Source organism: Pseudomonas sp. GW822-FHT04C11 (genome assembly GCF_058800905.1).
In genome coordinates this window covers 96,550-123,508 of the sequence record NZ_JBXAMS010000013.1, presented here as the reverse complement: position 1 = coordinate 123,508, position 26,959 = coordinate 96,550, and the positions used below count along the sequence as shown (strand labels likewise).

Genomic DNA, 26,959 nt, shown 5'->3' with positions numbered 1-26,959 from the left:
TACGTACTAGTGCGTGCTAATTCTTTCCTTAGAGTCAGACTCGCGTTTCTCATCCTTTGCAACTATCTCGGGAGCCACATCCGGCAAGGGCTCCGGCGCGTATTGCAGCGCAATTTGCAGGACCTCGTCAATCCATTTAACCGGTTTGATCTGAAGATCTTGCTTGATATTGTCAGGAATTTCCTTCAAATCGCGAACATTCTCTTCAGGAATGATCACTGTCTTGATCCCGCCACGGTGTGCCGCCAGCAGTTTTTCCTTAAGTCCACCGATCGCCAGAACCTGGCCGCGCAAGGTAATTTCGCCGGTCATGGCAACATCAGCGCGTACAGGAATCCCGGTCAATGCCGACACCAGTGCCGTACACATGCCTACACCCGCACTAGGACCGTCTTTGGGCGTCGCCCCTTCCGGCATGTGGATATGGGTGTCGCGCTTCTCATGGAAGTCCAGCGGGATCCCCAGGCTTTTCGCGCGGCTGCGAACGACCGTCAACGCAGCAGTGATCGATTCGACCATCACATCGCCCAGCGAACCGGTCTTGATCAGTTGCCCTTTACCCGGCACCACTGCAGCTTCGATGGTCAGCAACTCGCCGCCCACCTGAGTCCAGGCCAGGCCAGTCACCTGCCCCACCTGATCCTGCTGCTCGGCCAGGCCGTAGCGGAATTTGCGCACGCCAAGGAAGTGCTCCAGCATCTCGGCCGTGACTTTCACCGAGAAGCGTTTTTCCATTGCATGCTCTTTGACCGTCTTGCGGCAAACCTTGGCAATCTGGCGCTCGAGCCCACGCACACCGGCTTCACGGGTGTAGTAACGAATGATGTCGCGGATCGCCTCGGTGTCGAATTCCAGCTCGCCTTTTTTCAGGCCATTGGCCTGAATTTGCTTGGGCGAAAGGTATTTGACAGCGATGTTGATCTTCTCGTCTTCGGTGTAGCCCGGCAGACGAATCACTTCCATCCGGTCGAGCAGCGCCGGCGGAATGTTCATCGAGTTCGAGGTGCAAAGGAACATCACATCGGACAGGTCGTAGTCGACTTCCAGATAGTGATCGTTGAAATTGTGGTTTTGCTCGGGATCGAGCACTTCCAGCAAAGCCGATGCCGGATCGCCACGCATGTCGCTGCCCATCTTGTCGATTTCATCGAGCAGGAATAACGGGTTGCGCACGCCCACCTTTGTCATCTTTTGTATCAATCTTCCTGGCATCGAACCGATATAAGTCCGGCGATGACCACGAATTTCCGCCTCATCGCGCACGCCGCCGAGGGCCATGCGTACAAATTTGCGGTTTGTCGCGTGAGCAATCGACTCCGCAAGAGAGGTTTTACCCACCCCAGGAGGACCGACCAGGCACAACACCGGACCGCGGATTTTCTTCACGCGTTTTTGTACGGCGAGGTATTCGAGAATCCGCTCTTTGACTTCTTCCAGACCATAATGGTCAGCATCAAGAATGTCTTCTGCGCGCGCAAGATCCAGACGAACCTTGCTTTGTGCCTTCCACGGCACCTGAACCAGCCAGTCAAGGTAGGAACGCACCACGGTCGCTTCAGCAGACATCGGTGACATTTGCTTGAGCTTGTTCAGCTCAGCCTGGGCCTTGATCAGCGCGTCTTTTGGCAAGCCTGCGGCATCGATGCGCTTTTTCAGCTCTTCGACTTCGTTATGGCCTTCTTCGCTATCGCCGAGTTCTTTCTGAATGGCCTTCATCTGCTCATTCAGGTAGTACTCGCGCTGGCTGCGCTCCATTTGCTTTTTGACGCGGCCACGAATGCGTTTTTCGACTTGCAGCAAATCGATCTCGGCGTCCAGCAATGCCAGAACGTGCTCGACCCGGGCCGACAAATCGATGATTTCGAGGATTTCCTGCTTCTGCTCGATCTTCAGCGCCATGTGCGCGGCCATGGTATCGACCAGGCGGCTTGGCTCATCGATGCTATTGAGCGATGACAGGACTTCAGCCGGAACCTTCTTGCCCAGTTGAACGTACTGTTCAAATTGAGACAGCAAGCTGCGAACAAACACTTCCGATTCGCGCTCGGGAGCGTCGACTTCGTCAATCAGCGAAACCTCGGCACGGCAATGGCCGTCGACTTCGCTGAAACGCTCGACCGCGCCACGCTGCTCGCCCTCAACCAGCACTTTGACCGTGCCGTCAGGCAGCTTGAGCAGCTGCAGAACCGTTGCGATCGTACCGACACGATAAAGTGCGTCTTCACCGGGATCGTCGTCGGCAGGGTTTCTCTGGGCCAGCAGAAGGATCTGCTTGTCGCCCGTCATCGCCGCCTCGAGGGCTTCGATAGATTTCTCGCGCCCCACAAACAGCGGGATAACCATGTGCGGATAAACCACAACATCACGCAATGGCAGGAGAGGCAATTCGATGGTTGTCTTCATGATTTCGCCTCTACGGCGGCCATAAGGCCGGAAACAGATGGAAGTAAGCTTGAAACCAAGATGGGGGCTGCTTTCGAAAAAAACAAGCTGATTAAAAGACCGCGGTAAAGATCGTCCAAACGCGGCCCAAACCTTCGGCAGCTCCTGCAAAAGCAAAGGGGCCCGAAGGCCCCTTCTTTTAATCCGGCAGTGCGACGCTTACGCGTCTGGCGCTGCCTTGGCAGCCGGCTCACTGTTTTCGTAGATATACAGTGGCTTGGACTTGCCTTCTATAACGCTTTCATCGATCACTACTTTACTCACCTCGGATTGCGAGGGGATTTCATACATAGTGTCGAGCAGCACACCTTCGAGAATCGAACGCAATCCACGAGCACCGGTTTTGCGTTCCAGTGCGCGCTTGGCGACCGATTTCAGTGCATCGGCCCGGAATTCCAGGTCTACGCCTTCCATCTCGAACAGCTTGGCATACTGTTTGGTCAGAGCATTTTTCGGCTCGGTGAGGATCTGCATCAGCGCAGCCTCGTCGAGCTCGTCCAGAGTTGCAAGAACCGGCAGACGACCGACGAATTCCGGGATCAGACCGAACTTGACCAGATCGTCAGGTTCGACTTCACGCAGGGACTCACCCACCTTCTTGCCTTCTTCCTTGCTGCGAACTTCTGCATTGAAACCAATGCCGCCACGGGTGGAACGGTTTTGAATAACCTTTTCCAGACCGGAGAACGCACCGCCGCAGATGAACAGGATGTTACGGGTGTCGACCTGAAGGAATTCCTGCTGCGGGTGCTTGCGACCACCTTGAGGCGGAACGGAAGCGACCGTACCTTCGATCAGCTTGAGCAGGGCCTGCTGCACGCCTTCACCGGAAACGTCCCGGGTGATGGACGGGTTGTCGGACTTGCGCGAAATCTTGTCGATTTCATCGATGTAGACAATGCCCATTTGAGCTTTTTCTACGTCGTAATCGCACTTCTGCAACAGTTTCTGAATGATGTTTTCAACGTCTTCACCCACGTAACCCGCCTCGGTGAGGGTGGTTGCGTCAGCGATAGTGAAAGGCACATTCAGCAAACGGGCCAGTGTTTCAGCAAGCAGGGTTTTACCCGAGCCTGTAGGGCCGATCAGCAAGATGTTGCTTTTGCCGAGTTCGACATCGTCATTCTTTTTGTCACGCTGGTTGAGGCGTTTGTAGTGGTTGTACACCGCTACAGCCAAAACCTTTTTCGCACGTTCCTGACCAATCACGTACTGATCAAGGATGCCGCTGATTTCTTTAGGCGAAGGCAATTTATGCGCGCTGCTTTCGGCCTGTGCTTCCTGCACCTCCTCGCGGATGATGTCGTTGCACAGGTCGACGCACTCGTCGCAGATAAAGACCGAGGGGCCGGCAATCAATTTGCGCACTTCATGCTGGCTTTTGCCACAGAAGGAGCAATAGAGCAGCTTGCCGTTGTCCTCGCCGTTGCGGGTGTCAGTCATTCGATCGATCCAAATCCGATAGGCTTGCAACACAAGATGAAGGCAATTGCGGGCTTTTTCAAGCCCGCTGGTGGCCAGTTAAACCAACCACCTGCATTTGAGCTGCTTAGGCGGGCATTTTACGCTTGTCGATCACCGAGTCGATCAGGCCGTATTCAGCCGCACGCTCTGCGCTCATGAAATTGTCACGCTCGGTGTCGCGCTCAATGGTTTCGAGGCTTTGACCGGTGTGATAAGCCAACAACGAGTTCAGACGCGAACGGATATGGAGGATTTCCTTGGCATGGATGTCGATGTCCGACGCCTGACCCTGGAAACCGCCCAATGGCTGGTGAATCATCATGCGCGAGTTCGGCAGGCAGTAACGCTTGCCCGCAGCACCACCGGCAAGCAGGAAAGCACCCATGCTGCAGGCCTGACCGATACAGGTAGTGGAAACGTCAGGCTTGATGAACTGCATGGTGTCGTAGATTGACATGCCCGCAGTCACCGAACCGCCTGGTGAGTTGATGTAAAGATGGATGTCCTTGTCCGGGTTTTCCGCTTCAAGGAACAGCAGTTGCGCGGCGACCAGGTTGGCCATGTAGTCTTCTACCGGGCCGACAAGGAAGATCACTCGTTCCTTGAGGAGGCGCGAGTAGATGTCATAGGCACGTTCGCCACGGGCGGACTGCTCGATAACCATCGGGACCAGACCACCTGCGGCCTGGATGTCAGAGCTCTGCTGATAATAAGAATTGCGGGACATGTCTCGCAGTCACTCCCAAATAGTTATGTCTTGAATACGCATAAGCCAGCTCGAAAGCTGGCTTATGGTGTGTGCTTCTAACGCAAAAACAATCAGTCGGCTTGTGGAGCTTCTACCGGCTTGACCGCTTCTTCGTAAGAGACCGATTTGTCGGTCACGCTAGCTTTCTGAAGAACAGTATCCACAACTTGCTCTTCCAGCACAACCGAACGGACTTCGTTCAGTTGCTGGTCGTTCTTGTAGTACCAGGACACGACTTGCTCAGGCTCCTGATAAGCCGAAGCCATTTCCTGAATCAGCTCGCGAACGCGGGTTTCGTCAGGCTTGAGGTCGTATTGCTTGACCACTTCAGCCACCACCAGACCCAGCACAACGCGACGCTTGGCTTGCTCTTCGAACAGCTCGGCTGGCAGTTGGTCAGGCTTGATGTTGCCACCGAACTGCTGAACCGCCTGAACGCGCAGACGATCAACTTCGTTGGACAGCAGGGCCTTTGGCACCTCGATCGGGTTGGCGGCCAGCAGACCGTCCATTACCTGATTCTTGACCTTGGATTTGATCGCCTGACGCAGCTCGCGCTCCATGTTCTTACGAACTTCAGTGCGGAAACCGTCGATACCAGACTCTTTGATACCGAACTGAGCGAAGAATTCTTCGGTCAATTCAGGCAGTTTCGGCTCGGAAACAGTGTTCACGGTGACGGTGAACTCGGCTGCCTTGTTAGCCAGGTCGAGGTTCTGATAGTTCTCAGGGAAGGTCAGGTTCAGAAGGCGCTCTTCGCCCGCTTTAGCGCCAACCAGGCCTTCTTCGAAGCCAGGGATCATGCGGCCGGAACCCAGAACCAGCTGAGTACCCTTGGCGGAACCACCGGCGAACACTTCACCGTCAACCTTGCCAACGAAATCGATGTTCAGTTGGTCTTCGTTCTGAGCTGCACGATCGGCAATTTCAAAACGAACGTTCTGCTTGCGCAGGATTTCCAGCATTTTGTCCAGATCGGCGTCCGCCACGTCAGCGCTCAGGCGCTCGACAGCGATGGATTCGAAACCGGCAACGGTGAACTCGGGGAACACTTCGAACGTTGCAACGAATTCCAGATCCTTGCCCTTCTCCAGGACTTTAGGCTCTACCGAAGGAGCGCCGGCCGGGTTCAGCTTTTGCTCGACAATCGCTTCGTAGAAAGAAGCCTGGATCACGTCGCCTACAGCTTCCTGACGCGCATCAGCTTCATAACGCTGACGAATCACGCTCATTGGCACTTTGCCAGGACGGAAGCCTGCAATCTTGGCCTTTTGGGCAGTCTGTTGCAGACGCTTGTTGACTTGAGTCTCAATGCGCTCAGCTGGCACGGTGATGCTCATGCGGCGCTCTAGAGCAGAAGTATTTTCAACAGAAACTTGCATGGATATTCCTCGTTGCACAGACGTTAGCCGGCCGTTTCCGACCACAGAATCAAGGGCATGCATTCTAGTGGGTCAAACTCAAGAAGTCACCCTACTGAAAACGGGTAAAAACGCAGCAGGCAATTTATCGGTGTGGATGCACGAATACACCTCACCCCGGAGGCAAATACAGTCAATCACGCCAGGTCTCTGCGCCAACCCTCCTATATATAGAAGGAGAGCCAATCAGCTCCCTGGCAGCCGACCTTGCGAGCAAGCCCGGCGGGCAATGCGGCATCATCGAGCAACATGAATACGACGAAACGCCCTGCCCTTGCGACCCGGAACCTGCAGTCGCTGAACATACAAATACTGAAACAAAAAAGGCGCCAGACTGTTAAATCTGGCGCCTTTCAAAATATGGGGTGTGGACGATGGGGATCGAACCCACGACAACGGGAGTCACAATCCCGTGCTCTACCAACTGAGCTACGCCCACCATATTGCGTAACAAAGAAGCCAAAAAACTTCTTCGCTGAGCTCCAACCCGGCCAACGGCCTGACTGAAGCTTTAATTGGTGCGGATGAAGAGACTCGAACTCTTACGCCTCGCGGCGCTGGAACCTAAATCCAGTGTGTCTACCAATTCCACCACATCCGCGGTTCACAACTGTTAAAGCAAAGGCGCCAGACGGTTAAATCTGGCGCCTTTCGAAATATGGGGTGGACGATGGGGATCGAACCCACGACAACGGGAGTCACAATCCCGTGCTCTACCAACTGAGCTACGCCCACCATATCGCGCTACTTGTGCCAAAGCTGCCTAATGGCGCACCCGGCAGGACTCGAACCTGCGACCATCCGCTTAGAAGGCGGATGCTCTATCCAGCTGAGCTACGGGCGCCTTATTAGCTGTACCCTTGAAGGACTACAAACTAAGTGCTTTTCAGCCTTGCAGAACCGTAATTCCGCCTGACCTTCTTAACCAGTGCTAGGCTGTGCCCGACAAGTGCGACGAATAGTATAGGCACCCCTGGAGACCGTCAAATCCTTTTTGAAAAAAATTCATTTAATTAAAGGGCTTAGGGGAATTTGCAGACCAAGCGCCTTTGCCCTCACGTTCTGACATGCGAGAATGCGTTCTCTTTTCTTCCCCCTCTCGATGGTTAATCACGCGCAATGACTGCACAACTAATCGACGGCAAATCGATCGCCGCCAGCCTGCGCCAGCAGATCGCCAAACGTGTTGCCGAGCGTCGCCAGCAAGGTCTGCGCACGCCCGGCCTCGCGGTGATCCTGGTCGGCAGCGATCCCGCCTCTCAGGTTTATGTCTCGCACAAGCGTAAAGACTGTGAAGAGGTCGGCTTCCTCTCCCAAGCCTATGACCTGCCCTCCGACACCACCCAGCAGGCCCTGACCGAACTGATCGACCGTCTTAATGACGACCCGAACATTGACGGCGTGCTGCTGCAACTGCCTCTGCCAGAACACCTGGACGCCTCCAAACTGCTGGAACGCATTCGTCCGGACAAAGACGTGGATGGTTTCCATCCTTATAACGTTGGCCGACTGGCACAACGCATCCCTCTGCTGCGCCCGTGCACCCCTAAAGGCATCATGACCTTGCTGGAAAGCACAGGCGCCGATCTTTACGGGATGGATGCAGTGGTCGTTGGCGCCTCCAATATCGTCGGTCGCCCAATGGCGATGGAATTGCTGCTGGCCGGTTGCACCGTAACCGTGACCCACCGTTTCACCAAGGATCTGGCCGGCCACGTCGGTCGCGCCGACCTGGTTGTAGTCGCCGCCGGCAAACCTGGCCTCGTCAAAGGTGAGTGGATCAAGGAAGGCGCCATCGTCATCGACGTTGGCATCAACCGCCAGGAAGACGGCAAGCTGGTAGGCGATGTGGTTTATGAAACCGCCCTGCCCCGCGCTGGCTGGATCACACCAGTACCCGGCGGGGTCGGACCGATGACTCGCGCCTGCCTGCTGGAAAACACGCTGTACGCAGCGGAAACCCTGCACGGCTGATTCAAGGCTCGCCCTGACGCACAAACAAGGAACCCCGCCAATTGGCGGGGTTCCTTGTTTTATATCACCTTGAAATAAAGAAGTTGACACTAACAACTTCATCTAGATCAAAGCACCTCTTCACACACTACTGAATTTTCAGGAACGGATCAAAGGTCATCTGCTTCCCATCCATTGAAAGCACTACCGAATACTGCACGTTCCCTTTATAACCCTGCGCCTCGACCTGCCCCTTCCAGTAATTACCTGATGGATCGGGCACTGACTTAGGAAGGCAAATCCTATCATTAACCATCTGACCAGTAAAACCAACTATCTGCACATCATTGGAAGGAGAGAGAGGCGCTACAGCCCAATTAATGTATTGCCCTTCAACACATGCCGTATAGAGCTCTGCCTGACCCTCACTACTTGAACCGCAGTGTTTGTTACTGTCTATCAGGTACACATTACCCTGGAGATCATCTGATGCCAGCGCGTTCTCAACATCGACAACAATCAAAACATTTACTGATTTCATCACACTATTCCTTTTGTGTAAGTTGTCTTTAGCGTTGTCAAGTCACTTGAACCATCAGCACCTGGGCGTGCTCGCTTAGGGGGAAGCATGAGGTGTCCGGACAGCGTACATTCACGCCCTTCCATAGGCTTTGGCACGAGGCATTCAATGCCCGATTACAACTGTCCCAGCCATACAACTGGATCAAAAAACCAACTCGCAACATTTCACCGAGTCGACAGCATTAGTGACAATCAGCCGCATATCGTCTTTCCGTGAGCGGGCCTGATGACGCTGTATAACTTGTCGCTCAATGCGAAGGTGAGATTAGCACCACTCATTTAAAAGTAAAGGCGCAAGCTTCTATCCCTACAAATAAAAAAACCACATAACCGCCATATTTTTGGCGAGCGTTTTTTCCTAACAACAACAAACACCTTACATTCAGGACTCAACAGTCACCCTATTACGTGACAAAATTTTGAACCGCCTCCCACCACTCACCACTCGCCGTGACCACTGACTATTAGTGTTAACCCCTAAACTTAAACCCACCCACAACCACTTTAAGGGTTACCACTGTTTAATAGAGCGTTTCTCTATATCAATTTTAACGTTAAATTCGCTATTAACAGATCTGAAACCACAACCGTTCGAAATAACCTGCCCGCATGACCAGTCCCACCCTACCTGACCACACGAAGCCTTTTATTGTCTTACACCAAAGCAATCACATCCTGTGCTTCCCGAGCATCGACGACGCCTGTGAATCAGACCGTTACAGAGCCGATACAGCCTAAAATATTTTTCATCTGAAGCACCTCTGCAGCAGGCGTATAGCGCTTTCCTAGCACATACTCATAAAATGTTACGTTTTTCCCAGAAAGCCCGTTGCAGAACGGCATATTCATTTCTTACCGAGTCCGCCCGCGTGAAAATCCGTCTATCCATCCTGAGCCTATTTTTTGTACTTACAGGCCCTCTTGTCACCTCAAACGTCTACGCACGTGACACCACCGCGGCACCTCGAGACACCTCACAACTGCGCATCGCCTCCGGCAGTGCGATGGTGATCGATCTGCAAACCGACAAAGTCATCTACGCCAGCAACCCGGACGTGATCGTGCCGATCGCCTCGGTGACCAAATTGATGACCGGGCTGATCGTGCTGGACGCCAAGCAGAACATGGACGAATACATTTCCGTTACGATCAGCGAAACCCCGGAAATGAAAGGTGTGTTCTCCAGGGTCAAACTCAATAGCGAGCTGTCGCGCAGGGAAATGCTGCAGATTGCACTCATGTCCTCGGAAAATCGCGCTGCCGCGAGCCTGGCCCATCACTACCCTGGCGGTTACGCTGCTTTTATCGCCGCAATGAACGCCAAAGCCAGGGCGCTGGGCATGACCAGCACCCATTACGTCGAACCGACCGGCCTGTCAGAGCACAACGTTTCCACGGCCCGCGACCTGAGCAAACTGCTCCAGGCTGCACGCAAATACCCGATGCTGAGTGAACTGAGCACGACCAAGGAAAAAACCGTGACGTTCCGCAGACCCAGCTACTCCTTGGGTTTTCACAACACCGACCACCTGATCAACAAGGCCGACTGGGACATCAAGCTGACCAAGACCGGCTTTACCAATCAGGCCGGCCACTGCCTGGTGTTGGTGACGAACATGGGTAATCGCCCTGTTTCGCTGGTGATTCTCGATGCCTTCGGCAAGTACACCCACTTTGCGGATGCCGGACGGATTCGTCAGTGGGTTGAAACCGGCAGGAGCACCTCTGTGCCGAGTGTTGCCCTGCAATACAAAGCCGAGAAAAATCTGCAACATCGTCAAGGTAGCGGCATGGCGCAGACCGGCAAATAAGCGCACGAAAAAAGGCCCGCGACGCGAGTCGGGGCCTTTATCGATAACGGCGCCTCAAGGCGCCGTTTTTATTCGGTTCGATTAATGGGCAGCCAGTGCTTTGGTCGCCTTGGTTGCTGCCTGCTCCTGTCCAGCCCGAGCCAGATCGTCAGCGGCCTTGAGCCAGCGCTGCGAGTCAACCTTGGCCGGAATCTGGGTCGGCCCCTGAATCAACACTGCCCAACCGCCAGCATTTTCGAACGCGGACTCGAACGACGTGAAGCTCATCAGCAACCGGCGGTCCATTCCTGAACGCAGCAGCACCGTCTGCTTGTGACGGTTGTAGCCGGCGAGAATCGCGTACCTCGGCTCTTTCCAGAATGCCGAACCTTCGCTGAAGCGCAGCAACACCGGGTAACCCGCCGCGACCTGGGCCAACAGCGCCGGCAGATTGCTGTCCAGCGGATACACGACCATCCCGTATTCACGCGCCAGGTTCTGCATGTTCTGCTGCAACTGCGCCTCGGCGCCCGGCAAATGCAGCGGCTTGTCGAGCAGCCCCGGGGTAATCACGATGCCTTGCTGGGAAAGCATGCTGGCCAGCGATTGCGGCCCGCTTTGATAGGCTTCGCCACGGTAAAACGGCATGCCACTGAGCTCGACGCGCTCAGGCAGACGCTGGATTTCAGGTTGCACACTCCCGGCACAACCGGCCAGGCTCAAGACGCAGGCCGCGGCCAGCAGGGCGCAGCGGAATCGGGAAAGTACCGGCAACATCATCACTCACTTGTTCAGGCGCCAGGCAAACGGTCTCCCGGCTTCGCTCATGATCATAGCAGTGGTATAGCCTTTAACGGCAGTCGCATGCAGTTGATAGAGCGAACGGGTTGGAGACTCATCACACTAGGTCAATTGCCTGCAACACATCAGCGACTAGACTGACGCTTGTACAGAGTGTGTGCCCGAAGCAGGGCAAAGAGGAGGCACTGAATGAGCCTGACGATGATAATCCTGATGCTGATCGGTGGCTGGCTGGCCGTTGCCGCCGCGATGCTGTGGGGCGTATTGCGCATTACCCGCAGACACCAGCACGCCTATATTCCACCTGCGGCACCCGGCAAAGTCGAGAAACCTGCCCGGCACCACGTCACAGCACACTGATCGATTCGGTTCAAATCCCCCACAAATCAAAACGGCCACCTGCACGTTGTCGAGTGCAGATGACCGTTGGTGATTTACCTTAACGCTTACGCCTCAGCAGCGACTCGCTTCTCCCGGGCCCGACGCGACAGCATGTTCAGACCTTCAATCGTTGCCGAGAATGCCATGGCCGCATAGATGTAGCCTTTCGGTACGTGGGCGCCGAAACCTTCGGCGATCAGGGTCATGCCGATCATGATCAGGAAGCCCAGGGCCAGCATCACCACTGTTGGATTGTCATTGATGAATTTGGCCAGAGGCTCGGCCGCCAGCAACATCACCATCACCGACACCAGCACCGCAATGATCATGATCGGCAAATGCTCGGTCATGCCGACAGCGGTAATGATGCTGTCGATGGAGAACACCAGGTCGAGCATCAGAATCTGACCGATTGCCGCGGCAAAACCCAGTGTCACACCGGACGTTTTCGACGTCGGATCCTCGGCTGGCGGATCCATGCTGTGATGGATTTCAGTGGTCGCCTTCCACAACAGGAACAGGCCACCGGCGATCAGGATCATGTCTTTCCACGAGAACGCGTGGTTGAACAGTTCAATCACTGGCTCCGTCAGCTGCACGATGAACGCAATGGTGCTCAGCAAGCCCAGACGCAGGACCAAGGCCATGCTGATACCGATGCGGCGAGCCTTCGCACGGTGCTGCACGGGCAGCTTGTTGGTCAGGATCGAGATGAAGATCAGGTTGTCGATGCCGAGCACGATTTCCATCACGATCAACGTAGCCAGGGCGACCCAGGCTGTAGGGCTTGCTGCGAGTTGTAAAAGATAGTCCATGGATCAGTCCTGACTCGGTGTTGAACGGGTTAGATTTCCTGCGATGTGCCAGGTTTTTTCTCGCTATCGTCAGCGGGTTTTTCCTTGTTGCCGACGATGTTCGAAGTGGCGTCGCTCAGCGCTTGCTCCGCCGCCTTATGCGTATCGTCGATCGCCTGCTTGGCGGTTTCGGCCGCTTTACCCATCAATTGCTGGGCACTTTTCTCGGCCTGGTCACAGCCTGTCAGCAGCAGTGCAGAAAGGGCCAGCAACGAAGCGGCGGCCAGGGAGTTGAGTTTCATCATGCTTTCCTCGATAGAGCGAACTTGACCAAGGGAGTGGCCCGTCGATAGCGAGGCATTCTAAGGAGGCAAACACTTCAGGAAAATTCGTATTTTTAGCAGCTATACTTCGGTTTTTCCGAATCGGCAAAGCACATGCTCAATTATCGGCAATTGCATTACTTCTGGGTCGTGGCCAAAACCGGCAGCATCGTGCGTGCGTGCGAGCAATTGAACCTGACTCCGCAGACCATCAGCGGGCAGATCAGTCTGCTCGAACAAACCTATGGGATAGAGCTGTTTCAACGGGTTGGCCGGCAACTTGAACTGACCGAGGCCGGACGGCAGACACTGCCGTACGCCGAGCAGATGTTTCAGCTGGGTGGCGAGCTGGAGGCCATGCTTCGGGCGCAGCCCAATGAACAGCAGATACTGTTCCGGGTGGGCGTCGCCGACGTGGTGCCCAAATCCATCGTCTATCGCCTGATTGCACCGACCATGGAGCTGACTGAGCCGCTACGCATCACCTGTCGCGAGGACAAACTGGAGCGCTTGCTGGCTGATCTGGCCATTCAGCGGCTGGACCTGGTGATCTCCGACAGCCCGATGCCGTCGCACCTGGACATCAAGGGTTACAGCCAGAAACTCGGCGAATGCGGCATCAGTTTTTTCGCCACCACCGAATTGGCACAACGCTATGGCAAAGACTTCCCGCGCGGCCTGCACGGTGCGCCCCTGTTGATTCCAGGGCAGGAAACCGTGGTACGCAGCCGCTTGCAGCGCTGGTTCGCCGAACAGCAGATTCAGCCACGGATTGTCGGTGAGTTTGATGACAGTGCCTTGATGCAGGCGTTCGGCCAATCCGGCAGCGGGATTTTCATCGGCCCGAGCGTGATTGCCGACGAGGTGAGACGCCAATGCGGCGTCGAGTTGATCGGGCAGACCGATGCGGTGACCGAGTCGTTTTACGCGATCTCGGTCGAGCGCAAGGTCAAGCACCCCGGCATTGTCGCAATTACCGAAGGTGCCCGCCGCGAGCTGTTTACCGCGCTTTGAAGCCTCAGGCGCAGACGGCTGGGGCTTTGACCTTCATCAGCAACAAGGCCAATACAATCGACACCAGGATAAAACCGGCCGCCGCAAACCCCAGGCTGCCCAGGCCCAAGGTGTCGATCACGTGCCCACCGACCATCGCCCCCAAGCCAATCCCCAGATTGGCCCCGGCGATGTTCAGCGACGCAGCAAAGGCTGGCGCCTGCGGTGCGGCTTTCATCAAGCGCACGTGACTGACCAGGAACAACGCAGCCTGGGTCACGCCCCAGACGCCCATCGCCGCCGCCAGTCCCAGCGTCGAATGAATACTCGGCACCAGCGCCACCATGCCGCCGATCATGAAGCCACAGAACACCATCGATGCGATCAACGGATGGCGATCGACCATGCGCCCGCCCAGCGAGTTGCCGATCAGCCCGACCGCGCCAAAGCCCATCAGGCACCAGCCGACTACGGTGCCGTTGAAGCCGGCCAGCCGCTCAAGGATGTCGGCCAGGTAGGTGTAAGCGGTAAACATCCCGCTGAAGACCAGAATCGACAACAGCACATGCCCTTGCATCAGCGGGCTGCGCAGAATCTTGAACTGTGACCGCAAGCTCACCTGCTGGTTGTGCAGGTTGGTTTTCGGCAAATAGATAAACAGCAGCAGCGCCTTGGCCAAGGCAATGACCGCGAGAATGCCGAACGCCGTGCGCCAGCCGAACGCATCGGAAATCAACGTACCAACGGGGATCCCGAACACGGTCGCGCAGACAATCCCGAATCCGATCTTGGCAATCGCCCGCCCCGCATAGTCCGGCCCGACGATGTCCACCGCCGTTTCACTGGCCAACGCCCAGAACACCGGCAAACCCAGCGCCGGTATCAGCCGCGCGACGGCCATCACGCCAATGTTCGGCGCCATGGCCGCCAGGGTGTTCGCCAGCCCGAACATGATCAGCACGCTGATAAACAGACGCCGACGTTCAAAACGCGCGAAATACGCGGTCAGGAAGGGTCCGAAGGCGGCGACGGTAAACGCGAACAAGGTCACCAGCAGTCCCGCCTGGGAAACGCTGACATCGAGGTCGCGAGCGATCGACGGTAACAGACCGACAATGATGAATTCTGTGGTCAGCACGGTGAAACCGGCGGCTGACAACAACAGGATGGGCAACAGCATGGGTAACTCCAGAAAACGACAACGCCAGCGACAGCCCAAGGGCTCACTGAGGGGAGATGAAAAAGTGGATGGCGAAGCTTAACAGAGTGTGTCCGACAGCGCTGGCGCAAACCTGACACATCCTCTTAAACACTCGGGTGGCAGATCGTCACAGGTCTGAAGGATCGCGACTACGCTGTGATAAAGTCCGCGCCCGCAAAAAAATTCAACCTTGCTCACCCGCCAACGCAGATGACGCAATGTGCGCTTGCCCGGTCAGCCTGCCCGTTTGTTGCTGACCGGGTTTCTCGATTCACGGCACCTTAAAAAAATCAGAGATACCGCTATGACTGCTGCTCCGCCTACTCTTTTGCACAGACTCAAACACACCAGCCTGGTCACGCAAATCGTCATTGGCCTGATCCTCGGCATTGCCTTGGCGCTGTTTGCGCCTGAGGTGGCGAAATCCACCGCATTCATCGGCAAAGTGTTTGTCTCGGCACTGAAAGCCGTCGCACCGATTCTGGTGTTCGTGCTGGTGATGGCCTCGATCGCCAACCACAAACACGGTCAGGAAACCCATATCAAGCCGATTCTGTTCCTGTATCTGCTGGGCACCTTTGCCGCAGCCGTAGTGGCAGTGGTGGCCAGCAGCCTGTTCCCTTCGAGCCTGGTGCTGTCCACCCACGACGTGGCGATCAGCGCGCCCGGCGGAATCTCCGAAGTCTTGCAAAGCCTGCTGCTGAGCGCGGTCGACAACCCGATCAGTGCACTGATGAACGCCAATTTCATCGGTATTCTGGCCTGGGCAATCGGCATGGGCATCGCGATCCGCCATGCCGGCGAAACCACCCGCACCGTACTCGGCGACCTGTCCAACGGCGTCACGCTGATCGTGCGCCTGGTGATTCGTTTTGCTCCGCTGGGGATCTTCGGCCTGGTCGCCTCCACGCTGGCCACCTCGGGCTTCGGCGCACTGATCGGTTACCTGCATCTGCTGGCCGTACTGCTGGGTTGCATGCTGTTCGTGGCGCTGGTGATGAACCCGGCCATCGTCTATTGGAAGCTGCGCCGCAACCCTTACCCGTTGGTGCTGACCTGCCTGCGGGAAAGCGGAATCACCGCGTTCTTCACCCGCAGTTCGGCGGCGAACATTCCGGTCAACCTGGAACTGAGCAAGCGCTTGGGCCTGCATGAAGACACTTACTCGGTATCGATCCCGCTGGGCGCGACCATCAACATGGCCGGTGCGGCGATCACCATCACGGTACTGACCCTGGCGGCGGTGCACACGCTGGGGATTGCCGTGGACATCCCGACAGCCGTGCTGCTCAGCGTCGTCGCGGCGATCTGTGCCTGCGGCGCTTCGGGTGTGGCCGGTGGTTCACTGCTGTTGATTCCGCTGGCGTGCAGCCTGTTTGGTATTCCGAGCGAGATCGCCATGCAAGTGGTGGCGGTCGGCTTCATCATCGGCGTGTTGCAGGACTCGGCAGAAACCGCACTGAACTCCTCCACCGACGTGCTGTTCACCGCAGCCGCTTGCCTGGCCCAGGAAGAGAAAACCGTACAAGCCGCGTAACAAACCGGCCCCACAAAAAAACCCGCCAAGGTTCACACCTTGGCGGGTTTTTTGTTGCTGGCGGGTTTAGAACGCGCCCATGTAATCGCGCTTGCCGACTTCAACACCGTTGTGACGCAGGATCGCGTAGGCGGTGGTGACGTGGAAGAAGAACTGCGGCAGGCCGTAGGTCAGCAGGTAAGCCTGGCCACTGAAGCGTTTTTCTTTCGGGGTGCCTGGGCGGGTAACGATCTCGATACCTTCCTTGCCATTGATTTGCTCAGGCTTGATACCGTCGATGAAGGCCAGCACCTTGGTGATCAGGGCTTGCAGCTCGGCGAAGGTCACTTCGGTGTCGTCGTACTTCGGCAGTTCGATTTCGGCCAGGCGGGCAGAAACGCCTTTGGCGAAATCGACGGCGATCTGCACCTGACGCACCAGCGGGAACATGTCCGGGTACAGACGCGCTTGCAGGAAGGCGTTCGGGTCGATGTTTTTGGCGGTGGCGTGAGCTTCGGCCTTGTTCAGAACATCGCTCAACGCGTTGAGCATTTGCTTGAAGACTGGAACGGAAGCAGCGTACAGAGAAATAGTCATGGCAGTCTCGTAGGGTGGAGGGTGTTGTGAAAGAGTAAAACGTGGGCGCGATTATAGCCCTGCTTGCAGCGACGTGCGGCGTGTCTTTGATCCCGCACGACCGGCCAGTGTATCCATTCCCCCTAGCGCCCCTGAACAAACTGCACGATGACTTCAAAGCCGTCTTGTTTACCCGTCGCGGGCGACACGAGCGTCATCGTCGCGTTGACGCCTTGGGCAATCGTCAGCGCGATGGCCAGGCCAAGCCCCGAACCCTCAGCGCCGCTTTCACCGCGCACGAAGCGCTCGGTCAGGCGTTTCAATATCGGCTCAGGCACCACCGGACCGGCATTGACCACTCTCAGGAGTGCCTGACTGGAAAGGCTCACCTCAATGGGTAGATCCGGCGCGCCGTGCTTCATCGCGTTCTCGATCAGGTTGCGCACAAGAATGGCGAAGGCGTCAGGATCAATTGCCGACAGCACGCTTTGCACAGCGGGCAGAACCAGATGAACCCGCTGGCCGGCTGCGTGGTTGCACTCATCGACCACATGAGCCAGTAACGGTATGAGGTCTTGCGGCACTTCGGACAGAAGCCCGCCACCTTCAGCCTTGGCCAGTTGCATCAGCTTTTCCGAGAGTCGCGTCAGCGCCTGGAGAGAGGCCTCGATCTTCGCGGCACGCACTTGAAGCGGGCCCTCAGGCGCCTCGCGGCGTAACCGCTGAATGTGTGCCAACGTCGCTGCCAGCGGGGTGCGCAGCTCATGGGCACTGTTGGCGGTAAAGCTGCGTTCCGTCTCCAGTGCCTTGCGCAGTCGCTCCATCAGATGGTTGACCGCCTCGGCCAACGGATCGATTTCCGCAGGCAATCGATCCACCTTGATCGGGGACAAGTCACCGACCCCGCGCGTCTCGATGGCCCGGCGGTACGCCCGAACGCTGCGCAGGCTGACGTGCACGAACAACCAGGTGCCCAACAAGCTGATCGGAATCAGTGCCAGCAACGGCAGGAGCAACGCGAGTAAGGCCTCCTGAGCGGCTTCGCGTCGATGGGCCAAGGGCTCGGCCATCTCGATAAAAACGCCTTCGCGCGGAGCGCTGGTCCCGTACAAACGGTACCTGGAAGTGGTGGTGAAGCCCTCCACCGGCAGCGGATTGAAAATGTCAGGGTCGGCATCATGAGATTGCATCAGTATCTCGCCCCTGGCATCGCGGACCAGGTACGTCAGGTATTCCTTGCGCACTTTGAGCGGTGCAATATGCCGAGCCTGGCGAGGCTCATCAGGGCTGCCGATTTCGAGCACGGCCAAGGGCAGGATTCGCTGTGCCGTCTCCTCCAGTGCACTGTCGAAGGCCTCGTTCAATTCGTGTTGCACCACGACCCAGGCGCCGACGGTCGCCCCCAGCCAAAGCAGGGTCATGCCCAGCGTCAGCCCCAGCCCCAGACGCTTTTGCAGACTCGAGGCGGGCTTCATTCCGGCATCAACCGGTAGCCCATCCCGCGAACCGTCTCAATCATCTCGCGGCCGAGTTTCTTGCGCAGACGGCTGATATAGACCTCGATGGTGTTGCTTTCAATTTCGGCACCGAATGCATACAGGCGATCTTCCAGCTGGGATTTCGATAACAACGCGCCAGGGCGCTGGATGAAGGCTTCGAACAATGCCCACTCACGCGCGGTGAGGTCCACCGTCATGCCGGCGCGCAGCACCGTGCGAGCGGTCATGTCGACCTGCAACCCGCCCACTTTGATCTGCGGATTGGGATTACCACTGTAGCGCCGTGCCACCGCCGCGACTCGGGCGGACAACTCGAAAAGATCGAAGGGTTTGACCAGATAGTCGTCAGCCCCCGCATTCAGGCCTTCGATGCGATCGGATATCTGGTCTCGCGCCGTAAGAATAATCACCGGAGTGACATCCCCCGCCCCGCGTTGCTGGCGCAAAAAATCCAGCCCTCGCCCGTCCGGCAGCATCAGGTCAAGCAAGATCAGGTCATAACGCGTCGTTCGCACGCTGGTCTGAGCGTGATCGAGGCGCTGCACCCAGTCCACCGCGTGGCCGTCATCCGCGAGTTGCTCACGTACTGCCTCGCCGAGCCCCACAGCGTCCTCAACCAATAAAACCCGCATTGCCACCCTCCTGTGATGGTTCGTCGTACAACACCTTGGATGACCAACCTGACAAAGGCCTGAATTCCCCTTCAGGTTGCTGTCAGCTTACAGGCGCAGGATTCAGCCACAACGCTTGAACGGGAAATCCACCATGAAAAAGCTGACTGCTGCGATTTGTCTCGCCACCGCCATTGCACTGCCGGGTCTGGCCCAGGCGCGGGAAGTCACCCTGACCACCCGACTGAAAAATTACGACGGCAATGACGCGTACCTGGCGTTTTATGTGACCGACGCCAACGGTAAATACCAGAAAACCCTGTGGGTGGCTGGCAAAAAGGCCAAGTACTACAGGCATTTGTCCGACTGGGCCCGCGGCAGCGGCTTGAACCCCAACGAGTTTGACGGGGTCAGCGGCGCCAGCGTCGGTAGCGGGCGCACCCTGAAAGTGAGCGTTGAACTGGCAGACACACTGATTGATGCCGGCTATCAGATCCGCGTCGACAGTGCTGTCGAGAATCAACGTGAAGCCCGCTCCGATATTGCCGTGCCATTGACCACTCAAGGCGCGGGAAAACCTTCTACCGGCAGCGGTTACATCGAGTCCTTTACCTACGACATGTGACACCGGCACCCCTTGGAGGCTGACCATGCTACGCCAGTTTCACTCACTGCCCGGCCTCGTCGCGGCCCTGCTGGTCATGCTGCTGGCGATCAGCGGTGCGATCCTGTCGATCAATCCGGCCCTGGAAAGACTGAGCGCGACAGTACCGGCATCCGGTCAGGTGAACGTTGCCGAGTTGGCCGGTCGAGTGGCGAACCACTACCCCGGGGTCGAAAAAATCCGCCGTACCGCCTCGGGTTCAGTCATCGTGTATTTCACCCAGGACGGCCAGACCGGCGCCGAGCGCGTCGACCCGCTGACCGGAGCAGGTGTTGCGAGCTATACGCCCTCGGCGTTCACCCGCTGGGTCAAAGACCTGCACCGCTCATTGCTGTCAGGCACACCGGGGCATGCGGCAGCCGGCATCGGCGCGCTGTTCATCCTGATACTGTCGATTTCCGGGGCGGCGCTGCTGGCACAGCGCCTGGGCGGCTGGCGGCGCGTGATGCGGCCACTGCGCGGCAGTTTCAATCAGCGCTGGCATGCCGAAGTCGGGCGTTTGGCGATTCTGGGCTTACTGTTGTCCGCGTTGACCGGACTGTACATGTCAGCCACCACCTTCAACCTGATCTCGGACGGGACGCAACGCGAGCCGGTATTTCCGAGCACGCTCAGCAGCGGCCCGGCAGCACCGGTCGTGACCTTGCCAGCACTGCTGGCGACTGACCTGAGCGACCTGCGCGAGCTGGTCTACCCCAGCGTCGGTCACCCCGAAGATTTCTTTTCGTTGAGTACCGCGCAAGGCGACGGTTATGTCGACCCCGTCAGCGGGGCGTTGTTGTCTTACGTGCCCCACGACCGCATGCGTAATGCCTACGAGTTCATCTACCAGCTGCATACCGGCGAAAGTCTCTGGTGGTTGGGCCTGTTCCTCGGCATTTGCGCGCTCAGCGTGCCGTTGATGAGCGTCACCGGCGTGCTGCTGTGGTGGCGTCGTCGCCAGTCCCAGCCGAAAATCCGTCACAACAGTGGCGCGCAAAACGCCGACACGGTGATTCTGGTCGGCAGCGAAAGCAGCACCACCTGGGGCTTTGCCAACACCTTGCATGAGGCTTTGCAGCAGACCGGCCACCGCGTCCATACCGCGCCGATGAACCGGCTCGCGGTAGAGTATCGCAGCGCCCAACGGCTGTTCATCCTTACCGCCACCACCGGCGACGGTGACGCACCCGCCTCGGCCTCGCAGTTCATGAAACGACTGGCGAATGCCCACGTAAAGCCTGGCCTGGGTTTTGCCGTACTGGGATTTGGCGATCGGCAGTTCCCGAAGTTTTGTCAGTTTGCCAAGGACACTCAGGCGGCTCTGCTGGCTTCAGGCGGGACGCAGCTGCTGGAACTTGAAACCATCAATCGCCAATCCGCCCAGGCGTTCACCCGTTGGGGCAGCGCCGTTGGCCGGTTGCTGGGCCATGAACTGACGCTGGTACACGTCCCACGGCTGCCGGAAACCACGACCCTGGCGTTGATCGATCGCACACACTACGGCGAACACGTGAACGCCCCCACCCAGATCCTGCGTTTCAACGCAGTCGCAACGCCTCACTCGCCGGGCGAGCTCAAACACAAACTCAAAGGCAACGGCCTGCCCCGGTTCCAGGCCGGAGATCTGGTTGGCGTGCTGCCGCCTGGCTCCAGGGTGCCGCGCTACTACTCGCTGGCCAGCGGATCAGATGACGGCGTTCTGGAAATCTGTGTGCGTAAACACGCCGACGGCGTGTGTTCCGGGTTCCTTCACGACTTGCCGCTGGGAGGACAGATTGAAGCCTTCATACAGCCCAATCCAGAGTTTCGTCCCGGCCGTGGAAAACAGCCGGTGATTCTCATCGGTGCCGGTACGGGGATCGGCCCTTTAGCCGGTTTTATCCGCAACAACAAAGCCAGGCAGCCCATGCACCTGTACTGGGGCGGACGTCACCCGGCGTCCGACTTTCTCTATGAACCCGAGCTCAACCGCTATCTGGCGGATCAGCGCCTCACCCGGTTGCGCGCCGCCTTCTCCCAAACCCATGAACGCAGCTATGTGCAGGACCGCCTGATCGCCGACGCGCTGGCACTCCGTCACCTGATTGAAAAAGGTGCCCACGTATTGGTGTGCGGGAGTCGCGAGATGGCCAAAGGGGTGATGAACGCCCTGGATGAAGTATTGGCCCCGCTCGACTTGAATGTGCTGACGCTCAAAGCACAAGGACGCTACCGTGAAGATGTCTACTGAACCCCGGCGCTATAGCCTGAGCGGGGAAACCATGGGCACCCGTTACACTGCGGTGTTTTACGCCGAGCCGCCGGTGGATGAGGCTGCCATCAATGAGAGTCTGTTTGCGGCTGTCGACACGGTGGATCAACAGATGTCGACGTGGAAGGCCGATTCCGCACTCAACCGTCTCAACGCAGCAGCCGAACAGCAATGGCTGCCCATTCCCGAGGAACTGGCCACCGTCCTGGCTACGGCGCTGCGGGTGGGTCGTCAATCCAACGGGGCGTTTGATATCGCCGTGGGCGATCTGGTCAATGCCTGGGGCTTCGGGCCTGGCGAACAACAACCCGGCGCAGCGCATATCAGTGCCTCGGATCGTCAGGCGCGCGTGCCAGCCACGCAAGCGCTGGAGATTGATCCGCTGCGCAACCTGGCCCGTAAACGCTCAGCGACTACCCTTGATCTATCAGGCATCGCCAAGGGCTTTGCGGTGGATGAAATGGCACGTTGCCTCGATGGCTGGGGGATAACCAACTATCTGGTAGGAATCGACGGTGAAATGCGCGCGCGCGGAGCCAAGCCGGGTGGAGAGTCCTGGGTTGTTGCGATTGAAAGACCCCGCCGCGGCATTCGTGAAGTCATGGGGGTGATGGAGATCAGCGATGCAGCGATTGCCACGTCCGGGGACTATCGTCAGTGGATCGAGGTCGCGGGTCGGCATTACTCGCATACGATGGATCCGGCTCGCGGAACGCCCTTGTCCAACTCACTCGCGGCCGTGACGGTGGTCGCTGCCACCTGCATGCTCGCCGATGCATGGGCCACCGCGCTGATGGTCCTGGGGGAGAAAGCCGGTCCTGAGCTTGCGCAGGAACGCGGTATGGATGCGTTGTTCGTGATACATGATGGCGAGCAGTTCAGGGAGCTATCGGTTGTTGCCGGACAGCTCCAGGCGCAGATTGAAACTCGCTGAAACGACCAGGCCAGTGGTTGATTTATCCAGGCATTTTTTTGATTGGTATCAATTCAACGACAGTGAGCAGATTTCAACGATGAAGTTCTTTCGCAGACACGCTGAATCCCATAAGCATGAGCGAATCGGCTGGCTTCGGGCCGCGGTATTGGGTGCCAACGACGGCATTGTATCGACCGCCAGTCTGCTGATCGGCGTCGCCGCCGCCAATGCCACCCACAGCACGTTGCTCGTCACGGGAGTTGCCGGGCTGGTGGCGGGTGCGATGTCGATGGCGGCAGGCGAATACGTCTCCGTGCATTCCCAGGCCGATACCGAACGGGCCGATCTGTTGCGCGAACAAGCAGAGCTTGAGACAGCGCCGCTTGCCGAACACCGGGAGTTGGCGGCCATCTATGTGGATCGTGGTGTTGAACCCGAGCTGGCCAGTAAAGTCGCCACGCAGCTCATGGCACACGATGCACTGGGCTCACATGCACGCGACGAACTGGGCATTTCCGATGCGCTCAGCGCAAAACCGCTGCAGGCGGCAATGTCCTCGGCGGCCAGCTTTGTGGTGGGCGCCGCATTGCCGCTGGGCGTGACCATCCTCGCGCCGACCCACAGCGTGATTGCCTGGATATCCGGCATGTCACTGGTATTCCTGGGTGCTTTAGGCGGTATTGCCGCCAAGGCAGGCGGCGCCAATCTGCTGGTCGGCGCCTGGCGAGTGACGCTGTGGGGCGCGCTGGCGATGGCCATTACCGCTGCTGTCGGTATTTCATTTGGTGCCGTTGCCTAGCGCTTTTATGAAACGGACCTGAGCGTTACCCGGTCACGGTCAGCGATGAGCGACTACATTCAGGGCTTGGGCCGGGGGACCTGACTGACTACGTTTGATTTGATTTTGATCAATCATGGAGTTTTGGTGTGCTGTAGGTTGAAAAAACAGAATCCCGCTATTTCATTATCGGGGAAGTTCCATGTTCTGGTTTCGCCATCATCGTGCTGTGGGTATTACGGTGTTGTCCTCATCCTTTGGAGATTGCCATGCATGCCTCATTGAAATTGATCCTCGCCGCCCTGCTTGTGAGCAGCCCGCTCGTGGCCTCGGCCGTCGATGAACACCACCCGGAGCTGAACCCGACCGACCCCGCTCAAACCAGCACACCCGCCACACCTGAGCAGAACAAGGCCATGGCCGAGCAAATGAAAAAAATGCAGGCTGCACACGACAAAATCGCCGCCGCCAAAACCCCTGCCGAGCGGCGAGCCGCCATGCAGGAGAGCATGAAGACGATGAAGGACGGTATGGCCATGATGAATGCAAACTGTAATGACATGGGTATGCCGGGCAACAAGGACAGAATGGGCATGATGAACATGATGATGAATATGATGGATCAGCAATCGAACATGATGAAGATGCCGATGAACCAGTGATCCGGACAAGCCTGTCGTAACGGCCACGGCGGTTTCACCCTGAAACCGCAGTGTTGATCCTGTTCAGCGTATTGGCAGCGCTCACTCCCCAGGAGCACCCGACCATGATCAACTCACAGCACTCGACCAACACCTCTCCAGCATTTTGGAGAAGCAAATCCGGCATCGCGCTAGGCATGCTGCTGGTCATTGCATTGTTCTATCTGGCCCGTGAGCACTACGGCCATATTCTCGGCCTGTTGCCCTACTCGATTTTGCTGTTGTGTCCGCTGATGCATTTGTTTGGGCACCACCATCACGGTGGTCACAGCCATCGAAGTGAAACCGCAGACCCGGTCAAGGACGAGAACAGGAATTGACTCATGCACGGCGTTGAGCATCATCAAGAGCACAACCCGGCCCCCCCGGTCGATCGGATGCCCGCAGCCCGCTTGTCAGCTACTTCTGAATACACCTGCCCCATGCACCCGGAAGTCCGCCAGACGGGCCCCGGTACCTGCCCCAAGTGCGGGATGACCCTGGAGCCGGTGATTCCCGAACTGGAAGAGGACGAGAACCCCGAGCTCAAGAACTTCACCCGGCGCTTCTGGTGGACATTGCCGCTGACCGTGATCGTCACGGTGCTGGCCATGAGCAGTCATGTCCTGATGCTGATCCACGGTCCCCTACAAAACTGGATCGAGCTGGCACTGGCCACCCCCGTCGTGCTGTGGGCCGGATGGCCTTTTTATGTGCGCGGCGTACATTCGGTAATTCAGCGCAGTCCCAACATGTGGACGTTGATAGGTCTTGGTACGGCAGCGGCCTTCCTTTACAGCTTCGTCGCCACCCTGGCCCCCAATACCTTCCCCGACACGTTCATGATGGACGGTCGCATCGGCGTGTACTTCGAAGCGGCGGCGGTGATCATTTCGCTGACCTTGCTCGGCCAGATGCTAGAACTCAAGGCGCGTTCGCAAGCCTCGGCAGCCATCAAGTCGCTGCTGGGGCTGGCACCGAAAACCGCCCGCCGGATCAATGCCGATGGCACGGAAGAAGACATCCCGTTGACCCACGTACACAGCGGCAACACCTTGCGCATACGCCCGGGTGAAAAAGTGCCGGTCGACGGTCAGGTGCTGCAAGGTGAAAGCGCGGTGGACGAGTCGATGCTCACCGGTGAGCCGATACCGGTCATGAAGAAGGCCGGCGACGTATTGATCGGCGCCACCCTCAACCTCCATGGCAGTCTGGTGATGCAGGCACAGAAGGTCGGGGCGGCTACCCTCCTCGCGCAGATCGTGCAGATGGTTGCGCAGGCACAGCGTTCGAAAGCGCCAATGCAACGTCTGGCCGACGTGATCGCCGGTTACTTTGTGATCGGGGTGATCAGCATCGCGCTGCTGACGCTGGTCGGCTGGGGCCTGTGGGGGCCAGAGCCAAGCTGGGTATTTGGCCTGATCAACGCCGTCGCGGTCATGATCATTGCCTGCCCCTGTGCCCTGGGTCTGGCGACACCAATGTCGGTCATGGTCACCACCGGCAAGGCTGCCAGTGTCGGCGTGTTGTTTCGCGATGCCGCCGCCATCGAGAACCTGCGCAAGATAGACACCTTGATCGTCGACAAGACCGGCACCCTCACCGAAGGCCGGCCAGCGTTCCACAGTGTCGAGGCTGCACGCAGATTTACCCAGGACGAAGTGCTGCGCCTGGCGGCGTCTCTCAATCAGGGCAGCGAGCACCCGTTGGCACATGCCATCGTCGAGCAAGCCCGCCGCATGGGTCTGACACTGAGCACGCCTGAAGCCTTTGAGTCCGCCTCCGGTATTGGCGTCAGCGGTCAGGTCGAGGGCCGTGGCCTGAGACTGGGCAATACGGTGTTGATGGATGAGGCGGGTGTTTCCATACAGAGCTTGCAAGCCCAGGCAGAAACACTACGCAGTGATGGCACGAGCATCATGTACCTGGCGGTCGATGGTGTCCTGGCGGGGTTGTTGGCGGTAGCCGACCCCATCAAGCCCACCTCGAAACTGGCAGTCGGCCGTCTGCAAGCGGACGGCGTCAAGGTCGTCATGGCGACTGGCGACGGCCTTACGACGGCCCGTTCGGTGGCGCGTCAATTGGGTATCGAGGAGGTGCATGGCGAGGTCAAGCCGCAAGACAAAGAGCGCCTGGTCGCGGCACTGCAACAGGCCGGACACCGGGTGGCGATGGCTGGCGACGGCATCAATGACGCCCCGGCACTGGCGCGCGCCGATGTGGGTATCGCCATGGGCACCGGCACTGACGTGGCAATGAACAGCGCTCAGGTGACCCTGGTCAAGGGCGACCTGCTCGGCATCCTGCGTGCGCGCAGCCTGTCAGTGGCCACCGTGAGAAACATGCACCAGAACCTGACCTTCGCCTTCCTTTACAACGCCATGGGCATTCCGCTGGCCGCCGGTGTGTTCTACCCGCTGACCGGTCATCTTTTATCGCCACTGATTGCGGCGCTGGCCATGAGCGTGAGCTCGGCATCGGTAGTGTTCAATGCCTTGCGCCTGCGCCAGGCCGCCATTGAATAAGCGAAATACGCTGACACCCAACGGCCGCTCAACCGCTCGAATCCTGAGAGCATTCCACCCCTTTTCTA

Annotated in this window: 25 protein-coding genes and 4 tRNA genes; 12 read left to right on the top strand and 17 right to left on the bottom strand. The window is 57.8% G+C overall.

What is annotated here, in order from left to right:
* Positions 1–6: 6 nt before the first annotated feature.
* The 8 genes from lon to AC1RJ3_RS20610 form a co-directional block, all read right to left on the bottom strand.
* Positions 7–2,403, bottom strand: coding sequence for an endopeptidase La (gene lon / locus AC1RJ3_RS20645; protein ID WP_054596542.1), 2,397 nt, complete (start codon positions 2,401–2,403; stop codon positions 7–9).
* A gap of 198 nt (positions 2,404–2,601) precedes the next feature.
* Entirely contained in the window at positions 2,602–3,885 is a 1,284-nt protein-coding gene (gene clpX / locus AC1RJ3_RS20640; protein WP_054596541.1) for an ATP-dependent Clp protease ATP-binding subunit ClpX, read from the bottom strand.
* A 106-nt stretch (positions 3,886–3,991) separates the two neighbouring features.
* Positions 3,992–4,633, bottom strand: a complete 642-nt coding sequence (clpP, locus tag AC1RJ3_RS20635) for an ATP-dependent Clp endopeptidase proteolytic subunit ClpP (RefSeq protein ID WP_054596540.1) — start codon at positions 4,631–4,633, stop codon at positions 3,992–3,994.
* A 92-nt stretch (positions 4,634–4,725) separates the two neighbouring features.
* On the bottom strand, positions 4,726–6,036 hold the full coding sequence (gene tig, locus AC1RJ3_RS20630) for a trigger factor (protein ID WP_493080191.1): 1,311 nt from the start codon (positions 6,034–6,036) through the stop codon (positions 4,726–4,728).
* A 405-nt stretch (positions 6,037–6,441) separates the two neighbouring features.
* Positions 6,442–6,514: transfer RNA gene (locus tag AC1RJ3_RS20625), tRNA-His, on the bottom strand.
* Positions 6,515–6,591: 77 nt separating this feature from the next.
* A tRNA-Leu gene (locus tag AC1RJ3_RS20620) sits at positions 6,592–6,676 on the bottom strand.
* 58 nt (positions 6,677–6,734) lie between these two features.
* Positions 6,735–6,810 (bottom strand) — tRNA-His (locus tag AC1RJ3_RS20615).
* A gap of 32 nt (positions 6,811–6,842) precedes the next feature.
* A tRNA-Arg gene (locus tag AC1RJ3_RS20610) sits at positions 6,843–6,919 on the bottom strand.
* A gap of 275 nt (positions 6,920–7,194) precedes the next feature.
* On the opposite strand from AC1RJ3_RS20610, the gene folD reads away from it, so the two are divergent.
* On the top strand, positions 7,195–8,049 hold the full coding sequence (folD, locus tag AC1RJ3_RS20605; RefSeq protein ID WP_054596538.1) for a bifunctional methylenetetrahydrofolate dehydrogenase/methenyltetrahydrofolate cyclohydrolase FolD: 855 nt from the start codon (positions 7,195–7,197) through the stop codon (positions 8,047–8,049).
* Positions 8,050–8,176: 127 nt separating this feature from the next.
* Here folD and makC read toward each other — a convergent pair whose 3' ends face one another.
* Both makC and AC1RJ3_RS20595 read right to left on the bottom strand, forming a co-directional pair.
* The gene (gene makC / locus AC1RJ3_RS20600; RefSeq protein WP_493080189.1) at positions 8,177–8,569 is read right to left on the bottom strand and encodes an alpha-pore-forming tripartite toxin MakABE regulator; all 393 of its coding nucleotides are present in this window, start codon (positions 8,567–8,569) and stop codon (positions 8,177–8,179) included.
* Between the two features lie 749 nt (positions 8,570–9,318).
* Positions 9,319–9,459, bottom strand: coding sequence for a hypothetical protein (locus tag AC1RJ3_RS20595; RefSeq protein ID WP_347927366.1), 141 nt, complete (start codon positions 9,457–9,459; stop codon positions 9,319–9,321).
* 20 nt (positions 9,460–9,479) lie between these two features.
* Here AC1RJ3_RS20595 and pbpG point away from each other — a divergent pair, with 20 nt between their 5' ends.
* Complete coding sequence (pbpG, locus tag AC1RJ3_RS20590) at positions 9,480–10,421, top strand: D-alanyl-D-alanine endopeptidase (protein WP_054596536.1); 942 nt, start codon at positions 9,480–9,482, stop codon at positions 10,419–10,421.
* Between the two features lie 81 nt (positions 10,422–10,502).
* On the opposite strand, the gene AC1RJ3_RS20585 is transcribed toward pbpG, so the two are convergent.
* Positions 10,503–11,177, bottom strand: coding sequence for a peptidase C39 family protein (locus tag AC1RJ3_RS20585; RefSeq protein ID WP_493080186.1), 675 nt, complete (start codon positions 11,175–11,177; stop codon positions 10,503–10,505).
* A gap of 213 nt (positions 11,178–11,390) precedes the next feature.
* Here AC1RJ3_RS20585 and AC1RJ3_RS20580 point away from each other — a divergent pair, with 213 nt between their 5' ends.
* A complete protein-coding gene (locus tag AC1RJ3_RS20580) occupies positions 11,391–11,561 on the top strand; it encodes a hypothetical protein (protein WP_173860006.1) in 171 nt (56 codons plus the stop codon).
* A gap of 86 nt (positions 11,562–11,647) precedes the next feature.
* Here the strand turns inward: AC1RJ3_RS20580 and AC1RJ3_RS20575 are convergent, their stop codons facing one another.
* Positions 11,648–12,397 carry a TerC family protein gene (locus tag AC1RJ3_RS20575; RefSeq protein WP_054596534.1) on the bottom strand — a complete coding sequence of 250 codons (750 nt, stop codon included), beginning with the start codon at positions 12,395–12,397 and terminating at the stop codon, positions 11,648–11,650.
* Positions 12,398–12,426: 29 nt separating this feature from the next.
* Entirely contained in the window at positions 12,427–12,678 is a 252-nt protein-coding gene (locus tag AC1RJ3_RS20570) for a hypothetical protein (RefSeq protein ID WP_054596533.1), read from the bottom strand.
* Between the two features lie 135 nt (positions 12,679–12,813).
* Between AC1RJ3_RS20570 and nhaR the strand changes: the two genes are divergently transcribed.
* Positions 12,814–13,713 (top strand): transcriptional activator NhaR, encoded by a 900-nt coding sequence (gene nhaR, locus AC1RJ3_RS20565; protein ID WP_054596532.1) that lies wholly within the window; start codon positions 12,814–12,816, stop codon positions 13,711–13,713.
* Positions 13,714–13,717: 4 nt separating this feature from the next.
* Here nhaR and AC1RJ3_RS20560 read toward each other — a convergent pair whose 3' ends face one another.
* Complete coding sequence (locus AC1RJ3_RS20560; RefSeq protein WP_054596531.1) at positions 13,718–14,872, bottom strand: MFS transporter; 1,155 nt, start codon at positions 14,870–14,872, stop codon at positions 13,718–13,720.
* Between the two features lie 325 nt (positions 14,873–15,197).
* Between AC1RJ3_RS20560 and sstT the strand changes: the two genes are divergently transcribed.
* On the top strand, positions 15,198–16,430 hold the full coding sequence (gene sstT / locus AC1RJ3_RS20555; protein ID WP_493080183.1) for a serine/threonine transporter SstT: 1,233 nt from the start codon (positions 15,198–15,200) through the stop codon (positions 16,428–16,430).
* Between the two features lie 66 nt (positions 16,431–16,496).
* Here sstT and AC1RJ3_RS20550 read toward each other — a convergent pair whose 3' ends face one another.
* The 3 genes from AC1RJ3_RS20550 to AC1RJ3_RS20540 form a co-directional block, all read right to left on the bottom strand.
* Positions 16,497–17,006 carry a DUF1993 domain-containing protein gene (locus AC1RJ3_RS20550; RefSeq protein ID WP_054596529.1) on the bottom strand — a complete coding sequence of 170 codons (510 nt, stop codon included), beginning with the start codon at positions 17,004–17,006 and terminating at the stop codon, positions 16,497–16,499.
* 122 nt (positions 17,007–17,128) lie between these two features.
* On the bottom strand, positions 17,129–18,460 hold the full coding sequence (locus AC1RJ3_RS20545; protein WP_493080180.1) for a sensor histidine kinase: 1,332 nt from the start codon (positions 18,458–18,460) through the stop codon (positions 17,129–17,131).
* The gene (locus AC1RJ3_RS20540; protein WP_054596527.1) at positions 18,457–19,116 is read right to left on the bottom strand and encodes a response regulator transcription factor; all 660 of its coding nucleotides are present in this window, start codon (positions 19,114–19,116) and stop codon (positions 18,457–18,459) included. The genes AC1RJ3_RS20545 and AC1RJ3_RS20540 overlap by 4 nt, the downstream gene beginning before the upstream one ends.
* A gap of 133 nt (positions 19,117–19,249) precedes the next feature.
* On the opposite strand from AC1RJ3_RS20540, the gene AC1RJ3_RS20535 reads away from it, so the two are divergent.
* From AC1RJ3_RS20535 to AC1RJ3_RS20505, 7 genes are all read left to right on the top strand, one after another.
* Complete coding sequence (locus AC1RJ3_RS20535; protein WP_347927369.1) at positions 19,250–19,720, top strand: DUF2271 domain-containing protein; 471 nt, start codon at positions 19,250–19,252, stop codon at positions 19,718–19,720.
* Between the two features lie 25 nt (positions 19,721–19,745).
* Complete coding sequence (locus tag AC1RJ3_RS20530; RefSeq protein WP_493080177.1) at positions 19,746–21,971, top strand: PepSY domain-containing protein; 2,226 nt, start codon at positions 19,746–19,748, stop codon at positions 21,969–21,971.
* Positions 21,961–22,926, top strand: coding sequence for an FAD:protein FMN transferase (locus tag AC1RJ3_RS20525; RefSeq protein ID WP_493080264.1), 966 nt, complete (start codon positions 21,961–21,963; stop codon positions 22,924–22,926). The genes AC1RJ3_RS20530 and AC1RJ3_RS20525 overlap by 11 nt, the downstream gene beginning before the upstream one ends.
* Before the next feature lie 79 nt (positions 22,927–23,005).
* Positions 23,006–23,707, top strand: coding sequence for a VIT1/CCC1 transporter family protein (locus tag AC1RJ3_RS20520; RefSeq protein WP_493080175.1), 702 nt, complete (start codon positions 23,006–23,008; stop codon positions 23,705–23,707).
* A 248-nt stretch (positions 23,708–23,955) separates the two neighbouring features.
* Positions 23,956–24,348, top strand: a complete 393-nt coding sequence (locus tag AC1RJ3_RS20515; protein ID WP_493080173.1) for a hypothetical protein — start codon at positions 23,956–23,958, stop codon at positions 24,346–24,348.
* A gap of 104 nt (positions 24,349–24,452) precedes the next feature.
* Entirely contained in the window at positions 24,453–24,707 is a 255-nt protein-coding gene (locus tag AC1RJ3_RS20510; RefSeq protein WP_054596521.1) for a DUF2933 domain-containing protein, read from the top strand.
* Between the two features lie 57 nt (positions 24,708–24,764).
* The gene (locus tag AC1RJ3_RS20505; protein ID WP_493080262.1) at positions 24,765–26,891 is read left to right on the top strand and encodes a copper-transporting P-type ATPase; all 2,127 of its coding nucleotides are present in this window, start codon (positions 24,765–24,767) and stop codon (positions 26,889–26,891) included.
* Positions 26,892–26,959 lie beyond the last annotated feature (68 nt).

Excerpts from the sequence above, each read along its gene's own strand:
- AC1RJ3_RS20520 (WP_493080175.1), top strand. The coding sequence starts at position 23,006 with ATGAAGTTCTTTCGCAGACACGCTGAATCCCATAAGCATGAGCGAATC.
- AC1RJ3_RS20570 (WP_054596533.1), bottom strand. The coding sequence starts at position 12,678 with ATGAAACTCAACTCCCTGGCCGCCGCTTCGTTGCTGGCCCTTTCTGCA.
- makC (WP_493080189.1), bottom strand. The coding sequence starts at position 8,569 with ATGAAATCAGTAAATGTTTTGATTGTTGTCGATGTTGAGAACGCGCTG.
- AC1RJ3_RS20575 (WP_054596534.1), bottom strand. The coding sequence starts at position 12,397 with ATGGACTATCTTTTACAACTCGCAGCAAGCCCTACAGCCTGGGTCGCC.
- AC1RJ3_RS20535 (WP_347927369.1), top strand. The coding sequence starts at position 19,250 with ATGAAAAAGCTGACTGCTGCGATTTGTCTCGCCACCGCCATTGCACTG.
- AC1RJ3_RS20540 (WP_054596527.1), bottom strand. The coding sequence starts at position 19,116 with ATGCGGGTTTTATTGGTTGAGGACGCTGTGGGGCTCGGCGAGGCAGTA.
- AC1RJ3_RS20595 (WP_347927366.1), bottom strand. The coding sequence starts at position 9,459 with ATGAATATGCCGTTCTGCAACGGGCTTTCTGGGAAAAACGTAACATTT.
- AC1RJ3_RS20560 (WP_054596531.1), bottom strand. The coding sequence starts at position 14,872 with ATGCTGTTGCCCATCCTGTTGTTGTCAGCCGCCGGTTTCACCGTGCTG.
- clpX (WP_054596541.1), bottom strand. The coding sequence starts at position 3,885 with ATGACTGACACCCGCAACGGCGAGGACAACGGCAAGCTGCTCTATTGC.
- AC1RJ3_RS20515 (WP_493080173.1), top strand. The coding sequence starts at position 23,956 with ATGCATGCCTCATTGAAATTGATCCTCGCCGCCCTGCTTGTGAGCAGC.
- AC1RJ3_RS20510 (WP_054596521.1), top strand. The coding sequence starts at position 24,453 with ATGATCAACTCACAGCACTCGACCAACACCTCTCCAGCATTTTGGAGA.
- nhaR (WP_054596532.1), top strand. The coding sequence starts at position 12,814 with ATGCTCAATTATCGGCAATTGCATTACTTCTGGGTCGTGGCCAAAACC.
- AC1RJ3_RS20505 (WP_493080262.1), top strand. The coding sequence starts at position 24,765 with ATGCCCGCAGCCCGCTTGTCAGCTACTTCTGAATACACCTGCCCCATG.
- AC1RJ3_RS20550 (WP_054596529.1), bottom strand. The coding sequence starts at position 17,006 with ATGACTATTTCTCTGTACGCTGCTTCCGTTCCAGTCTTCAAGCAAATG.
- AC1RJ3_RS20545 (WP_493080180.1), bottom strand. The coding sequence starts at position 18,460 with ATGAAGCCCGCCTCGAGTCTGCAAAAGCGTCTGGGGCTGGGGCTGACG.
- AC1RJ3_RS20530 (WP_493080177.1), top strand. The coding sequence starts at position 19,746 with ATGCTACGCCAGTTTCACTCACTGCCCGGCCTCGTCGCGGCCCTGCTG.
- AC1RJ3_RS20525 (WP_493080264.1), top strand. The coding sequence starts at position 21,961 with ATGTCTACTGAACCCCGGCGCTATAGCCTGAGCGGGGAAACCATGGGC.
- AC1RJ3_RS20580 (WP_173860006.1), top strand. The coding sequence starts at position 11,391 with ATGAGCCTGACGATGATAATCCTGATGCTGATCGGTGGCTGGCTGGCC.
- sstT (WP_493080183.1), top strand. The coding sequence starts at position 15,198 with ATGACTGCTGCTCCGCCTACTCTTTTGCACAGACTCAAACACACCAGC.
- folD (WP_054596538.1), top strand. The coding sequence starts at position 7,195 with ATGACTGCACAACTAATCGACGGCAAATCGATCGCCGCCAGCCTGCGC.
- clpP (WP_054596540.1), bottom strand. The coding sequence starts at position 4,633 with ATGTCCCGCAATTCTTATTATCAGCAGAGCTCTGACATCCAGGCCGCA.
- AC1RJ3_RS20585 (WP_493080186.1), bottom strand. The coding sequence starts at position 11,177 with ATGTTGCCGGTACTTTCCCGATTCCGCTGCGCCCTGCTGGCCGCGGCC.
- lon (WP_054596542.1), bottom strand. The coding sequence starts at position 2,403 with ATGAAGACAACCATCGAATTGCCTCTCCTGCCATTGCGTGATGTTGTG.
- tig (WP_493080191.1), bottom strand. The coding sequence starts at position 6,036 with ATGCAAGTTTCTGTTGAAAATACTTCTGCTCTAGAGCGCCGCATGAGC.